The sequence below is a fragment of the Streptomyces sp. NPDC039609 genome (assembly GCF_055596705.1).
Map to the genome: position 1 here is coordinate 198,069 of NZ_JBVIUJ010000003.1, position 14,547 is coordinate 212,615.

The window sequence follows — 14,547 nt, forward strand, 5'->3', positions numbered from 1 at the left end:
TGCGGTGTGCGTCCCGCGCGGGCCGCGGTGCGGCGTCGGCGCGGAGGCGGGGTCGGTACGGCCCACGTCGGGCACGGCCTCGCGGGGTCCGGCTCAGGTCCCGCTCGAGCCCGGTCCAGGCATGACCCGGTCCGGCCCGGGTCGGCCCCAGGGGTGGCCTACGTGTGGTGCCGGCCGCCGTCCACGGGGCCCGCCGGGTAGGCGTAGGAGGCCGCTGCCCTCGCGGTGTCGGCGGTGGCCTGTTCAGGCCGGTAGCCGGGGGGTGCCACGTCGACCGCGCGTTCGTCGGGCTCGGTGAGGCGCTCGGCCGAGGCGTACGCCGCGCGCTCCCTGGCCGTCGGGGAGAGGGCGACGAAGGCGGAGGTGATGAAGAGATAGGAGCCGAGGCCCACGGCGAGGGGGAAGATGAACTGCATCGCCGTGGCCCCGGGCAGCGCAGCCGTCGAGGGAGCGACCTCGACGCGGACGGCGAACATGCCCGTGTAGTGCATGCTGCTGACGGCCGCTCCCATGACCAGCGAGGCGACCGCCACGGCGGCCGGGGCGTGGATGTTGAGCGCCGCCCACAGCGCCGCCGTCGCGGCGACGACCGCGATGACGATGGAGAGTGCGACGAGCATGGGGTCGTACGTCACCTGCCCGTGCAGTCGCAGGGCGGCCATCCCCATGTAGTGCATGCTCGCGACGCCGATACCGGTCGTGAGCCCGCCGATCAGGAGTGAGCGGACCCGGTCGCGGCCGTGGCCGACGGCGAAGACTCCGACTCCGACGACCGCCATGGCGATGAGAAGGCTGAGAATGGTCAGCGGTACGTTGTAGCGGATGTCGGTCCCGGTCACGCCGAAGCCGAGCATCGCGACGAAGTGCATCGTCCAGATGCCGGTGCCGATGGCGGACGCGGCGGTGAGCAGCCAGTTGCGTCGCGATCGGCCGGTCGCGTCGAGCGCTCGTACGGTGCAGCGCAGCCCGAGGGCGGCGCCTATGCAGGCCATCGCGTACGACAGCGCAGGTGTCAGCCAGCCGAAGGTGGCGTGGTCCAGGTGTCCCATGACCCAGGGACGCTAGTCCGGACAAGGGGGCGCATCGGGGGCGCATTTCGAAACCTGATGGAATATGACACAGAGATGTTCCAGAACGATCGTGCCGCGCTCGAACATGCGCACAGGACGTTCACCCCTGAGGCTGAGGCATCATGCACGCATGAGCGATGACCCCACCCATGTCCAGGAGTTCTTCGGCCCCCGGGCCGCCGACTGGGACACCCGCTTCCCCGACGACGGCCCCGCCTACGCCGCGGCCGTCGCCGATCTCGCACTGCGTCCCGGCGACGCCGTGCTCGACGCGGGGTGCGGCACCGGCCGCGCCCTGCCCGCGCTGCGTGCGGCCGTGGGCCCGACCGGGACCGTCATCGGCGCCGATCTCACCCCGGAGATGCTGGCTCAGGCGGTACGGGCCGGGCGCGACAAGTCCGCCGAACTGCTCCTCACGGACGTCGCCCGGCTGCCGCTGCGCGAGGGCGCGCTCGACGCGGTGTTCGGGGCCGGTCTCATCTCCCATCTGGCGGACCCCGCCGAGAACCTGCGCGAACTGGCCCGGGCGGTCCGCCCCGGCGGACAGCTCGCCCTCTTCCACCCCATCGGCCGCGCCGCCCTCGCCGCCCGCCACGGCCGGCAGATCACCGACGACGATCTGCGCGCCGAGCCCAACCTGCGCCCACTTCTCTCCGGTTCCGGATGGCGGATGGTCAGTTACGTCGACGAGGACGACCGTTACCTGGTGCTCGCCGTTCGCGAATGAGCCACTTGGTCGTCATCACGGCCAACGCGGCCTTCTGTCCCGGCACTTCCCTGTCTACGGTGGAAGTGCCGGGCAGCCGTGTCCGGGGAAGGCGGCAGGCCATGGCCCGAATGCGAGCACTCCTCAATGCCCTCCTGCCGACCGCGCGACGGGCACCGGACGGTACACCCGAGCCGCCCCGGGTGCGGCGGCAGCACAACATCTTCGAGGCGGCGGCGACGTACGTGGCCGGCTGCGTGGAGGAGGATCAGGACCAGATCGAGGAGGCCGCCACCTGGGTCTCCCCCGAAGCCCTCTCCTTCGGCATCAACGAGCTCGCCTGCCGTGCCGTGATCGCACTCGCCCGTGAGCGCGGCGAGTCGCCGCAGACCGTGGCCCGCTCCCTCCTGGGACTGCCCGGGCTGCCCACGGCCTGAGCCGTACGGAATCGGCCGTGCCAGATTCCTCCCGGAGACTCTCGACGCGCGGGTTACCCACTGGTTAAGGTGCGCCGACGACCAGATGGGGAGGCTGACGTGGCTACCGCCGACGACGACGCGCTGTACGTGCTGACCGCGGTGCTGCTCACGCCCGCGCGGTTCCCGAGCGCCTTGGGCGACGACTATCCGGCGGCCTGCGCGGCGCTGGAGCTCAAGCCCTACGCCGAGGGGTACGGGCTCGTCCTCGGCCAGGACGGCGAGGGCGCCCGGTGGACCGTGGCCATCGACGACGTCTCGCTGGTCGCGGTGGCCATCGCCTCCTGGGACTGCGGGATGGAGTACGACCTCTCCCCCGACGAGCGCTCGGTCGTGGCCGCGCTCCCCGGCTGGCCGCTCGCCGTGGCGACGGCTTCGCCTGACCTCCCGGCCCCGCACGACCCGGAGCCGGAGGAGGGCGACCGCACGCCACTCACTCCGCCGGACGACGACGCCTGGGGACCGGCCCAGCGCAGGCTCGGCGCCGACGAGGTGGCGCTGCAGTGGGCATCCTGGCGGGCGCAGATGGACGACGCCGAGGGAGCCGAGGACGCCGGGGCCGACACGGCGGACCCGGCCACCGGCAACCGATCCGTACCGGACGAGTCGCGGACCGGGGCCGACACCGGGACGGGCGGCACGCCGGACAGCCCGGGCACCGGCGACGGGGGCGGGGACGGCGACGACGCTCCCCGCGATCCGTACGACGGCGTCCGTCGCGCGCTCTCCGAGCTGCGTGGCTATCTGGAGGACGCACCCCCGGTGGGACGGGTGCGGTCGAGCTTCGCCGCCGGCGGGGCGCGCATGCTGCGCGCCGACGGTCCCGGCTGGTCGCTCGTCGCGCGGACCGACGACATGGCCTTCGTCCTCCTGGACGACGAACCCCGCGAAGTCCTCCCGGTGGCGCGCGGCCCGAAACTGCCGGACCTCCTGGAGGCCCTGGACGCGATGGCGGTGCGCCCCTCCTGAGGCCGGGGGCCCGCACCCGCGGCCCCACATGGGCCGACGGCCCGAGGTGTGGGCCGGGACCATGGCCGCACGGGAGGGCGCGCCGCACGATGTGGCGGCACACCCCGTTCCCGTCGTCCCACCGGAGGCCGTCCATGCGCCTGAACCGAGGCGTCCCGTTGCTCGTCGCGCTCCTGACCGGGCTGACCGTCATCGGTCCCGCCGGGCCCGCAGGCGCCCGGTCGGGCCCGCCGTCCATGTGCGCGGGGCAGCACCGGATCCATGTTCCCGGCGCCGAGCACCAGGAGACGGCCTGCCTCGGGGATCTCACGACGGCGGGACTGGCCGGCACCCCGTACACCGACATGGCCGACCAGGCCGGCCTCTCGGCGAAGGGCACCAAGAACCCCTCCGGCGTCCCCGGGATCCAGATCGACGGCTACTTCCCCGACGACTCGCGGCTCAACGCGACCCACGGGTGGGGCCACGACTCCCAGTTCGTGCTCAGGCTCCCCGAGAACTGGAACGGCGGCCTGGTCGTCACCGGCGCGCCCGGCACCAGGCGCCAGTACTCCACCGACGCGCTCATCTCCGACCAGGTGCTGGCCCAGGGCTTCGCCTACGCCGCCACCGACAAGGGCAACACCGGGCCGGACTTCTTCACCGACGGTCGCCGGCCCGGCGACGCGGTCGCCGAGTGGAACCGCCGGGTGACCGAGCTGACGAAGGCGGCGAAGAGGGCCGTACGGGAGCGCTACGGCCGGGCGCCCCAGCGCACGTACATGACGGGCATCTCCAACGCCGGCTATCTGACCCGCTGGCAGCTGGAGAACCGTCCGGAGCTGTACGACGGCGGGGTGGACTGGGAGGGCGTGCTCTGGACGACCCGCGGGCCGAACCTGCTCACGAGCCTTCCGGTCACCGTCGCCCGCTCCCTCGGCCAGGCCTCGGACGAGGACCTGATCGACGCCGGCTTCGCGCCGGATTCGCGTTTCCTGTGGCCGTACCACGAGAAGGCGTACTGGGGGCTGACGCAGAAGGTCTTCCGGGCGGAGTTCGATCCGTCGTACGACCCCGAGTGCCCGGGCTCCACGGCCGGTTCGACGATCGAGCAGATCCTCGCCCCCTGCGCCTCGGACGCCTCGTACGACTACACCACCCGCCCCGCGTCCGTACGCCGGGCCGTCGCCGAGGTCGCGCTGACAGGACGTATCGGCAAGCCCTTGATCACCCTCCACGGCGATCTGGACACGCTCCTCCCCATCGCGACCGACTCCGATGTGTACGCGCGGATGATCGACGACCGGGGGCGGGGCGGGTTGCACCGGTACTACAGGGTCCAGGACGGCACTCACACCGACGGTCTCTCCGACACATATCCGGACCGGCTGCGTCCGATCCTGCCCTGCTACCGCTCGGCTTTCGCGGCGCTCACGGAGTGGGTGGAGGAAGGCACGGCTCCGCCCGCGGACCGTACGATCGCACGGCCGGCGGGCGGTGACGTGGTCAACTCCTGTGCGCTGGAGACCCCGTAGGACTGACGGTCACGAGGCCGGAGGCTCAAGGGGGGCCCAGGCTCAGACCATCTCCAGGGAGTGGTGCGGCTCGGCCGGCAGCTCGATCCGGATCGGGTCGCCGGGCCGCACCTCGCCGCCGGTCAGCACGATGCTCATGATCCCTGCCTTGCGGACGATCTGCCCGCTCTCGTCCCGGCCGAGGACCTGCTTCAGCAGCCCGTGCCGGTAGGTGTCGATCTGGGCGCAGGGGTTGCGCAGGCCCGTCACCTCGACGACGGCCTCGGCACCGAGGTGCAGCCGGGTGCCGGTCGGAAGACCGAGGAGGTCGATGCCCCGGGTGGTGACGTTCTCGCCGAGCGCCCCCGGGGTGACCTCGAAACCGGCCCCGGCGACCTCGTCGAAGAGCTCGGCGTGGATGAGGTGCACCTGCCGCAGGTTCGGCACGGTCGGGTCCTTGGCCACGCGGGAACGGTGCTTGACCGTGACGCCGGAGTGGACGTCGCCCTCCACGCCCAGACCGGCGAGCAGCGTGATGCTGTCCCTGTTCGGCTTGGTGAACGAGTAGACGCCGTTGCTGCTGACTGTCGTGACGGTGGCGTTGCTCATGAGGTGGAGCTCCCCTTCTCCGTTCCGATGATCACGTGCGGGTGATCGCCACCGAGCGTACGTCAGGCGTTCTCCGGGGCAGCGGTGCTCCGCCCGGTCCGCGCAGGTCAGCCCGGTCCGCGCAGGTCAGCCCGGTCCGCGCAGCTCACCCCGGTCCGCGCAGCTCACCCCGGTCCGCGGTGGTCCGCGGAGGTCAGCGGTGGTCCGCGGAGGTCAGCGGTTCAGCTCCTTGCGGGAGATCCTGCGCAGTCGGCGCCGCTGGCTCGGGTCGAGGGCCAGGTAGGCGACGGCCGGCACGCCGAGTATCACCAGCAGGGACATCCAGAATCCGATGAGAGGGATCAGGAGCAGCCCGACGGCCACTCCCCCGATCACGATCTTCGTCCGTGTCGACATGTCCGACGCCTCCTTGTCACGCTGCCGAGCGCAGCGGCTCCCCGACCTCGTGCAGATGTCCGAGCGCCTGTCGGTAGGACTCGACGAAACCGGTCTCTGTGTAGGGGATACCCACCGTACGGCAGTGCGCACGCACGGCGGGCTGCGCCAGTCGAAGATGCGGCCTCGGCATGTTCGGGAAGAGGTGGTGCTCGATCTGGTAGTTCAGTCCGCCGAGGAACCAGTCGGTGAGGATCCCGCCCCGGATGTTGCGCGAGGTGAGCACCTGCCGGCGCAGATGGCCCCAGCTGTCGCCGTCAGGATGGGCGTCGGGCATCTCCATGCCCTTGTGGTTGGGGGCGAAGGCCATGCCCAGGTGCAGTCCGAGGAGCATCTGGTGGATCAGGGTGAAGAGGAGGGCCTGACCGACGGTGAGGGTGGTCAGCAGCAGGGTGGCGTAGCCGGCGACGTGGGCGAGGAGCAGGGCGCCTTCGACGAGCCGCTCGCGCCGGGTCTTGTACGGACCCTCCTTGGAGAACAGCGCCTGGAATCCGTACACCTTGAGCGCGATGCCCTCGAGCGTGGTCAGCGGGAAGAAGAGCCAGGCCTGATGGCGGGTGAGCCAGCCCCGGAAACCGGCGCGCCCGGTGGTCTGGTGCTGGGCGAAGACGAGGATGTCGGCAGCGACGTCCGGATCCTTGTCGAGGTGGTTGGGGTTGGCGTGGTGGCGGTTGTGCTTGTCGTTCCACCACTCCTGGCTCATGCCGAGCAGGAGGTTGGCGTGGACGAGCTGGATGATCCGGTTGTGGCGCCGGTCCCCGGAGATCTGGGAGTGCCCGGCGTCGTGTCCGACGAAGGCGACCCGGGCGGAGAGCAGGGCGAGCGGGACGGCGAGCAGCAGGGCCCACCAGGACGGGCCGAGCAGGACCAGACCCGTGACGACGGCGGCGAGGCCGAGGAAGTTGACGGCGATCCCACGGGCGTACCAGCCGGCCCTGCGCTCCAGCAGCCCTTGCTCCTTCACGATGCGCAGCAAGGGTGTGAACTCGCTGCCACCGCCCCTTCTGGTGGCGCTGCCCCCATCGGGTGCCAGAAGGCTCCGGTCGGGCGCCGTGAGCGTTGCGGTGGCCTGGGGCATGGCGGTCTCCGGTGTCCGTGGGCGGGGCCCGGGCGCGGGTCGCCCGGACTCCCTCGAACGTACGGATCGGTGATCGTCCGGAGCCATGGCGTCACCCCCCGGGATTCCAGGGGGCTTGCCCGGGGGTGGGGGTGGGGCTGGCTCCACCCCGGGGCGTTCGGAGAGTCCGGTCGTTCGACGGGGACGTGAGCCAGGTCACGTCGATCGCGTTCACGGGAGGTCGGTCGGTTCAGGTACCCTCGGCCGCTCGGCCCAGTAGTCAAATTTGAGGAATGCGTTGCCGTCGTCCCAGAGACTCGATGAACTCGCCCGCTGCTCCGCCGTCTTCCTGCCCTCCGATCCGTCGCGCGCCGGCCGGATCGCCTTCTGGTCCCCGGACGGGTCCCTGTCCACCGACCGTCTGTCGGCGGTGGCCGACGAGCTGACCCTGGTGGCGGACGAGCTGACCGTGGTGAGCGCGGTGGCCGACGACGTCCGCCCGCACACCGTTCCCGCGCTCCTGCTCCCGGTACGGGACGCTCTGCCGGTCCTCACTCGCGCCCGCTTCTCCGACGTGTCCTCGCCCGCCGCCGCCTTCTGGGGTGCCGCTGCTCTCTTCGCCCTGCACCTCGGGGCCAAGGGCCTGTTCCTTCCCGGTCTCACGACCACCGACCGGGACGCCTGGCGGGCCGGGCCACTCGGCCCCGAGGAGCTGGCCGAGCTGCGGGCGCTCGCCGCCTCGATGCCGCCCACCGCCCATGCCGTACCGCTGTCCGGGGCCGGTCCGCTGCTGCTTCCCGCACCCGAGCGGCTGCTGCGCTCCTTCGTGGACGCGGTCGCCGACACGCTGCCGCGCTCCCCGGCCGCGCCGCTCGCCGCCGGCGGGCCCGCGTTCGCGGCCGAAGAGCCGCAGGAGCTGCCCGCGCAACGCGCGTGGGCGGCGGACGTGGCGGCCGGTCATGACGCAGGCGTACGCCTCTCCCTGCGCCTCGAACTGCCCGGTCTCGGCGAGCAGGACGCTCCGGCCTTCCGGGCCGTGCTGCAGATGCACAGCGTCGCCGACCCGACTCTCGTCGCGGACGCGGCGGACGTCTGGGCCGGATCGGGCACCGCCGGCGCGATGTTCGAGCCTCGGGCCCGGATGGATGCCCTTCTCGCGCTGCGCCGCGCCGCCCGCGCCTGGACGCCGCTGACCCCGCTGCTCTCGGCCGCGGTCCCTGACTCCGTGGAGCTGGCGGACGACGAGGTCACCGACCTGCTCGGCCCCGCGGCACGGGCTCTCGCCGCGACGGGCGTCCAGATCCACTGGCCGCGCGACATGGCCCACCGACTCACGGTCCGCGCGGTGATCGGTCCGCCGGACGGCGATTCCGACGCTACGGACGCGACGCACGCCACCAAGAGCGCCGAAGCCGAGCATGCCCCCGCCGACGGTCCCGCCGACCACCGCTCCTCCGCGCTCCCCTCCTTCCTGTCCGCCGACGCGCTCCTCGCCTTCAACTGGCGCTTCGCGATCGGCGACCAGCAGCTCACCCGTGCCGAACTGGACCAGCTCGCCGAGGCCGGTCGTCCGGTGGTCCGGCTGCGGGACCAGTGGGTGCTCGTCGACCCGGCGGAGGTGCGCCGCGCCCGCGCCTCGCACGACCGCAAGATCACTCCCGTGGACGCACTCGGCGCCGTCCTCACCGGGACGACGGAAGCCGACGGCCGACGGGTCGAGGTGCACGCGACCGGCTGGCTGGAGCAGCTGCGCGCCCGCCTCGCCGACCCCGAGGGCGGGCCTCAGGAGGTCGCCCAGCCCGCCGCGCTCGCCGCGACGCTCCGCGACTACCAGCTGCGCGGCCTCAACTGGCTGCACCGGATGACCTCCCTCGGCCTCGGCGGCTGTCTCGCCGACGACATGGGTCTGGGCAAGACGATCACGCTCATCGCGCTCCATCTGCACCGGCAGACCGAGCCCGCCGCAGCGGGTCCCACCCTCGTCGTCTGTCCGACCTCGCTGATGGGCAACTGGCAGCGGGAGATCGAGAAGTTCGCGCCCGGCACGCCCGTGCGCCGCTTCCACGGCCCGGCCCGGAGCCTGGAGGGCCTGGCCGACGGCGAGTTCGTCCTCACCACGTACGGCACCATGCGGCTGGACACCGAGCCACTGGCCGGACGGCCGTGGGGCATGGTCGTCGCGGACGAGGCCCAGCACGTCAAGAACCCGTACTCGGCCACCGCCAAGCAGCTGCGCACCATCGGAGCCAAGGCGCGCGTCGCGTTGTCCGGCACTCCCGTCGAGAACAACCTCTCCGAGCTGTGGGCGATACTCGACTGGACGACGCCCGGCCTCCTCGGTCGGCTCGGCACCTTCCGCTCCCGCTACGCCTCGGCCGTCGAAGGCGGTGAGGACCCGGCCGCCGCCGAGCGGCTCGCCGCCCTGGTCCGCCCGTTCCTGCTGCGCCGCCGGAAGTCGGACCCCGGCATCGCACCCGAGCTGCCGCCGAAGACCGAGACCGACCGGGCGGTCTCCCTGACGAAGGAACAGGCGGGGCTCTACGAAGCGGTGGTGCGGGAGACTCTCGCGGCCATCGCCGATGCCGACGGCATGGAGCGGCGCGGACTGGTGGTGAAGCTGCTGACCGGGCTCAAGCAGATCTGCAACCATCCCGCGCAGTACCTGAAGGAGGAACGGCCGCGCATCGACGGCCGATCGGGCAAGCTGGAGCTCCTCGACGAGCTGCTCGACACGATCCTCGCCGAGGACGCGAGTGTCCTGGTCTTCACCCAGTACGTACAGATGGCGCGGCTGCTCGAACAGCACCTGGCGGCGCGGGGCGTACGGACGCAGTTCCTGCACGGCGGCACGCCCGTCGCCGAGCGCGAGGCGATGGTCACGCGCTTCCAGGACGGCGAGGTCCCCGTCTTCCTGCTGTCGTTGAAGGCGGCGGGCACGGGGCTCAACCTGACCCGGGCCGGGCATGTCGTGCACTACGACCGCTGGTGGAATCCGGCCGTGGAGGCCCAGGCCACCGACCGCGCGTACCGCATCGGGCAGACCCAGCCGGTGCAGGTCCACCGGCTGATCGCCGAGGGCACGATCGAGGACCGGATCGCGGACATGCTGCTGCGCAAGCGGGCGCTGGCCGACTCGGTGCTCGGCGCGGGCGAGGCGGCGCTGACCGAACTGACGGATGCCGAGCTGGCGGATCTGGTCCAGCTGCGAGGGGACGGACGATGAGCGGGTACGCACACGACGACGAGCGGACGTTCGCGGCGCTGCCGCCGGCCCGCGGTTCCGGTTTCGCCCGCACGTGGTGGGGCCGGGCCTGGCTGAAGGCGCTCGAGGACACGGCGCTCGACGGCCGGCAGCTGAAGAAGGGGCGCAAGCACGCCCGTGAGGGTGCGGTGGGCGCGGTCGCGGTGCGGCCGGGACGGATCACGGCTGTCGTACGGGACGACGACGGCTCCTCGTACCGCAGCGATGTGCTGCTGCAGGAGCTGTCGGCGGACGAGTGGGACCGGCTGCTCGCCCTCGCGGTGGAGAGCGCGGGGCACATCGCGGCTCTGCTCGACCACGAGATGCCGCCGCATCTGGTGGAGGACGCGGCGGCGGCCGGGCTCGAACTGCTGCCGGGCATCGGCGATCTGGACCCCCAGTGCGGCTGTGAGGCCTGGGACCACTGCCCGCACACGGCGGCCCTCTGCTACCAGATGGCGCGGCTGCTCGACGAGGACCCGTTCGTGCTGCTGCTGATGCGGGGGCGCGGTGAGCGGGCGCTCCTCGACGAGCTGCAGGAGCGCAGCGCGGCGCGGGCGGCTCCGGCCGCCGGCGACTCCGCCGAGGAGGAGGTGGAGGCCGGAGGCGTCCCGGCCGCGGAGGCGTTCGCCGCGCGGGACATCCTGCCGCCGCTGCCGGCCCCACCGATGCTGCTGTCGGCGCCGGGCGTGCCGCCGTCCCTGGACACGGAGACGGACCCGGCGCCCGGTGTCGACCCGTCGGCGCTGGAGTTCCTGGCGGCGGACGCGGCCGGGCGGGCGCATCGGCTGCTTGCCGATGCGCTCGCCCCGGGTCATGAACAGACCGCGATGGAACCCTCCCTGACGGTCGGGCAGGACGCGGTACGGCTGGCGGCCGCCGGGTCCGTCCCTTCGGGGATCGCGGCCCGGCTCGCCACCGGGTCAGGGCGACGGCGGGCGGAGCTGGACCTGGCCACGCGCGCGTGGCGGTACGGGGGCGCGGCCGCCCTGTCCGTGCTGGAGGAGGAATGGACGCCGGACGCCGAGGCGCTGGCACGGGCGAGGACGCTGCTCACGGAAGCCTGGGAGGACGCCGACCGGCCGGTGTTGAGGCCGGCGGGGGCGGCGCGCTGGACCGTGGTCGGTGCCGAGGCGCAGCTGCGGCTCGGCGAGGACGGACGCTGGTGGCCCTACCGCAAGGAGCGCGGACACTGGGTCCCGGCCGGTCCCGCGGACCCGGACCCGGCCGCAGCGCTCGCGACTGCGGTGGCGGGAGAGGACTGAGGCGTCGCCATCACCATCACTGTCACTGGAGCGGCGCGGTGAGCTCGCGAGCCGTGCCGCCCGTGGCGGAGTTCGGGGTGTGGGCGGCGAGGCTGCAGGCCACCGAGTCGGAGCCGAGGAGGTAGCTGCTGCGGTACGGGTACTGGACGAAGGTGATCCAGCGCGTGCCGTACGGCTGCTCCGCGGCCTTGCGGCGCAACGGCTCTCGGCAGAGAGCCGCGGCCGCGTCGCGTATGTCCCGGTCGGCGGCGTGGTCACCGGACAGCCTTAGCTTGGCGACGAGTTGGGCGTCGTGCGGCTGCTCGCAGCCGCGCCGCACGACGGTGCCCGGCGCCTCGCGGTCGATGTCGAAGCACTCCCCCGGCGCGAGCTCCTCGTACGCAACGGGCGAGCTCGCGCCGGACGGGCCGGCGCTCGGCGAGCGTGGGGCGGACGGGCGGGCGGCGGGCAAGCCGGGGCGGCGCGAGGGCCTGCGCGTAGTGGCCCCGCCCTGGGGTGCGAGCTCGCGGCTCGCGGCCTGTGCCGTCGCGGACCCCAGATCCCCCCGGTCCTCCGGGTCCGCCGAGAACCGGCCCGCGCCCCCGCCGCCGTGAAAGCTCACGGCCACGAGAGCCGCCACCAGGAGAAGGACGGGCACAAGGAGGTGCCGTAGCGGCGGCAGCAGGTCGACGGAGAGCCGGGACATGGCGACCAGGGTCACTCACGAACCGTCAGCTTCTGTTGCCTGAAGGCAAGTTGCAGCACACCGCGTACAGAACGGTGACAAAGTCAGTTCACTCAGGGGTCGCGCGACACCCAACCCTCGTGCTAGAGGCCGAGCTGGCGCTCCGCCCCTTCGACGGTCTGCGCGAGGAGCACGGCGATGGTCATCGGGCCCACACCACCGGGTACGGGCGTGATCAGCGAGGCTCGCTCGGCGGCTGTCTCGAAGTCGACGTCGCCGATGTTGCCGGGGTTGTAGCCCGCGTCGATCACGACCGCGCCGGGCTTGATGTCCTCACCCTTGATGAAGCGGGGCTTGCCCACGGCGGCCACGAGGATGTCGGCCTCGCGGACGATCGAGGAGAGCTCGGTGGTGCGCGAGTGGCAGTACGTGACGGTGGCGTCGCGGCTGAGCAGCAGCAGACCGGCCGGCTTGCCGAGAATCGCGGAGCGGCCGACGACGACGGCCCGCTTGCCGCTCAGCTCGACGTCGTACGCGTCGAGCAGGCGCATGATGCCGCCGGGGGTGCAGGAGACGAAGCCCGGGAGGCCGAAGCCCATGGCGGCGAAGGAGGCCATGGTGACACCGTCGACGTCCTTCTCCGGCGCGATCGCCTCGAAGGCGGCGCGCTCGTCGATGTGCGGTCCGACCGGGTGCTGGAGCAGGATGCCGTGGACCTCGGGGTCCTCGGAGAGCGCGGTGATCGCATCGACGAGCTCCTCGGTTGTCGTCGAGGCGGGTAGCTCCACGTGCTTGGAGCGGATTCCGGCCTTCGCGCACCGGTTCTGCTTCATCTTCACGTACGTGACGGAGGCCGGGTCCTCGCCGACGAGCACCGTGGCGAGACAGGGCGTGACGCCGGTGCGGCGGGTGATCTCGGCGGCACGCGCGGCGGTCTCCTCGACCGTGCGGCGGGCGAGCGCGGTGCCGTCCATGAGGGAAGCGGTGCTGGTGGACATGGGCCACTCCTGGGCGTCGTCGATGACAGGTGATCGCCCAGGCGCACGGCAGCGACGGATCCGCGCGGGTGCGTGGAGTCCGCGGGGCCGCTCCCCGGTGGTGATCCACCTCAAGCGCCAGTCACGGCCCGAGCCCCACTCTACGTGAGGGCCTGGTGGCGGTGTCAGGACAGGGGGCGTGTGCCGCGGTGTCCGCACGCTTGTGGGCGGCTCCCGCGCGCACGACGATGGCCACGAAGGGAACGGTGGACCTCGACGTGGAGGCCGAGTTGAGCGATGCGTGGGTGGCGTCCGAGCCGGACACCGGGGCGCTGAAGCGGGCGCACGAGGCGTTCACCAGCGGCGGCCGGGTGCAGCTCCCTCCGGTACGGCCGCTGGTCGCCGACTCCTGGCGGCGCTCGGCGCGGGCCAGGGTGAGCCCGGACGGCGCGGCCTGTGTGGAGCTGGCCGACGAGGAGCTCGCCGGGCATCGGGAGGAGCATCCGCTGTCCGCCGCGATGCCGGTGATCCGCGAGCTGATGGGCGCGTACGCGACGGATGGGGAGCATCTGCTCGCGGTCTGCGACGCGGCAGGCCGGATGCTGTGGGTGGAGGGTCATCCCGGGACGCTGCGCCGGGCCTGTGTGATGAACTTCGTCGCCGGGGCGCGCTGGTCGGAGTCGGTGGCGGGGACGAACGCGCCGGGGACCGCGATCGCCGTGGACCGGCCGGTGCAGGTCTTCAGCGCCGAGCACTTCCGTCGGCCGGTGCAGGCGTGGACGTGCGCCGCCGCTCCCGTACACGACCCGCGGACCGGACGGCTGCTCGGCGCGGTCGACATCACGGGCGGGGACCGGCTCGCCCATCCACACAGCCTGGCGTTCGTGCAGGCGGTGGCGCGGGCGGCCGAGTCCCAGCTGGCCCTGCTCGCTCCCGCCCCGGACGCGGACCGGGTGCGGCTGACCGCGCTGGGCCGGGACGAGGCGCTGCTGAGCGTCGGTGGCCGCCGGCTGCGGCTGAGCCGGCGGCACAGCGAGATCCTGGTCGTCCTCGCGCATCGCCCCGACGGGGTGAACGGCGACGAGCTCCTGACGCTCCTGTACGAGGACGAGTCGGTCACCCCGGTCACGCTGCGGGCGGAGCTGTCCCGGCTGCGGGGGCTGCTCGGCGCGGAGCTGTTGCGCTCCCGCCCGTACCGGCTCGACGCGGTGGTGGACGCGGACTTCGGCACCGTGGACCGGCGGCTCGGTTCGGGCGCGGTGTCGGCGGCGCTCGGCGAGTACGCGGGTCCTCTGCTGCCCGGTTCCCGCGCACCGGGGGTCGTACGGCTCCGCGAGCGGCTCGCCGACCGGCTGCGGGCGGCGCTCGTGGACCGGGGCGATCCGGTGCTGCTCGCGGACTGGACCTACAGCGCGTGGGGCGAGGACGACGTGGAGATGTGGCGGGCGCTGTCGGAGGTCGTACCGAGCTCCGGACTGGCGCCTGTGCTGGCCCGACTGCGGGCCCTGGACGCGGAACTGTCGGCAGGCGCAACGGTGTTGCAACGTCGGACGGCGCACTCTCGGCGGTGAGCGCCGGTCAGGGA

13 protein-coding genes and 1 riboswitch are annotated in these 14,547 nt (G+C 72.8%); of the genes, 7 read left to right on the plus strand and 6 right to left on the minus strand.

The genetic code is table 11. From position 1 onward, the window contains the following. Positions 1-158 precede the first annotated feature (158 nt). On the minus strand, positions 159-1,049 hold the full coding sequence (locus ACZ561_RS10080; RefSeq protein ID WP_470991847.1) for an MHYT domain-containing protein: 891 nt from the start codon (positions 1,047-1,049) through the stop codon (positions 159-161). 151 nt (positions 1,050-1,200) lie between these two features. Here ACZ561_RS10080 and ACZ561_RS10085 point away from each other — a divergent pair, with 151 nt between their 5' ends. The 4 genes from ACZ561_RS10085 (at position 1,201) to ACZ561_RS10100 (ending at position 4,735) form a co-directional block, all read left to right on the plus strand. Beyond that, positions 1,201-1,797 (plus strand): class I SAM-dependent methyltransferase, encoded by a 597-nt coding sequence (locus tag ACZ561_RS10085; protein WP_470991850.1) that lies wholly within the window; start codon positions 1,201-1,203, stop codon positions 1,795-1,797. Positions 1,798-1,898: 101 nt separating this feature from the next. Then, positions 1,899-2,213, plus strand: a complete 315-nt coding sequence (locus ACZ561_RS10090) for a hypothetical protein (RefSeq protein WP_470991853.1) — start codon at positions 1,899-1,901, stop codon at positions 2,211-2,213. 99 nt (positions 2,214-2,312) lie between these two features. After that, positions 2,313-3,221, plus strand: coding sequence for a hypothetical protein (locus ACZ561_RS10095; protein ID WP_470991856.1), 909 nt, complete (start codon positions 2,313-2,315; stop codon positions 3,219-3,221). A gap of 134 nt (positions 3,222-3,355) precedes the next feature. After that, the gene (locus ACZ561_RS10100; RefSeq protein ID WP_470991859.1) at positions 3,356-4,735 is read left to right on the plus strand and encodes a tannase/feruloyl esterase family alpha/beta hydrolase; all 1,380 of its coding nucleotides are present in this window, start codon (positions 3,356-3,358) and stop codon (positions 4,733-4,735) included. Between the two features lie 42 nt (positions 4,736-4,777). Here the strand turns inward: ACZ561_RS10100 and ACZ561_RS10105 are convergent, their stop codons facing one another. From ACZ561_RS10105 to ACZ561_RS10115, 3 genes are all read right to left on the minus strand, one after another. After that, entirely contained in the window at positions 4,778-5,323 is a 546-nt protein-coding gene (locus ACZ561_RS10105) for an MOSC domain-containing protein (protein WP_470991862.1), read from the minus strand. Between the two features lie 213 nt (positions 5,324-5,536). After that, on the minus strand, positions 5,537-5,719 hold the full coding sequence (locus ACZ561_RS10110) for a hypothetical protein (RefSeq protein ID WP_329112629.1): 183 nt from the start codon (positions 5,717-5,719) through the stop codon (positions 5,537-5,539). Between the two features lie 16 nt (positions 5,720-5,735). Next, positions 5,736-6,836, minus strand: coding sequence for a fatty acid desaturase family protein (locus tag ACZ561_RS10115; protein WP_470991867.1), 1,101 nt, complete (start codon positions 6,834-6,836; stop codon positions 5,736-5,738). A 277-nt stretch (positions 6,837-7,113) separates the two neighbouring features. Here ACZ561_RS10115 and ACZ561_RS10120 point away from each other — a divergent pair, with 277 nt between their 5' ends. After that, entirely contained in the window at positions 7,114-10,038 is a 2,925-nt protein-coding gene (locus ACZ561_RS10120; RefSeq protein WP_470991869.1) for a DEAD/DEAH box helicase, read from the plus strand. Next, positions 10,035-11,321, plus strand: a complete 1,287-nt coding sequence (locus tag ACZ561_RS10125) for an SWF or SNF family helicase (protein WP_470991875.1) — start codon at positions 10,035-10,037, stop codon at positions 11,319-11,321. Before ACZ561_RS10120 ends, ACZ561_RS10125 begins: the two co-directional genes overlap by 4 nt. A gap of 22 nt (positions 11,322-11,343) precedes the next feature. On the opposite strand, the gene ACZ561_RS10130 is transcribed toward ACZ561_RS10125, so the two are convergent. Both ACZ561_RS10130 and ACZ561_RS10135 read right to left on the minus strand, forming a co-directional pair. Beyond that, complete coding sequence (locus tag ACZ561_RS10130) at positions 11,344-12,021, minus strand: hypothetical protein (RefSeq protein ID WP_470991878.1); 678 nt, start codon at positions 12,019-12,021, stop codon at positions 11,344-11,346. 107 nt (positions 12,022-12,128) lie between these two features. Next, positions 12,129-12,983 carry a bifunctional 5,10-methylenetetrahydrofolate dehydrogenase/5,10-methenyltetrahydrofolate cyclohydrolase gene (locus ACZ561_RS10135; RefSeq protein WP_470991880.1) on the minus strand — a complete coding sequence of 285 codons (855 nt, stop codon included), beginning with the start codon at positions 12,981-12,983 and terminating at the stop codon, positions 12,129-12,131. 28 nt (positions 12,984-13,011) lie between these two features. Next, positions 13,012-13,118, minus strand: a riboswitch (ZMP/ZTP riboswitch). A 134-nt stretch (positions 13,119-13,252) separates the two neighbouring features. On the opposite strand from ACZ561_RS10135, the gene ACZ561_RS10140 reads away from it, so the two are divergent. Continuing rightward, complete coding sequence (locus ACZ561_RS10140) at positions 13,253-14,533, plus strand: GAF domain-containing protein (RefSeq protein ID WP_470992960.1); 1,281 nt, start codon at positions 13,253-13,255, stop codon at positions 14,531-14,533. Positions 14,534-14,547: the final 14 nt, after the last annotated feature.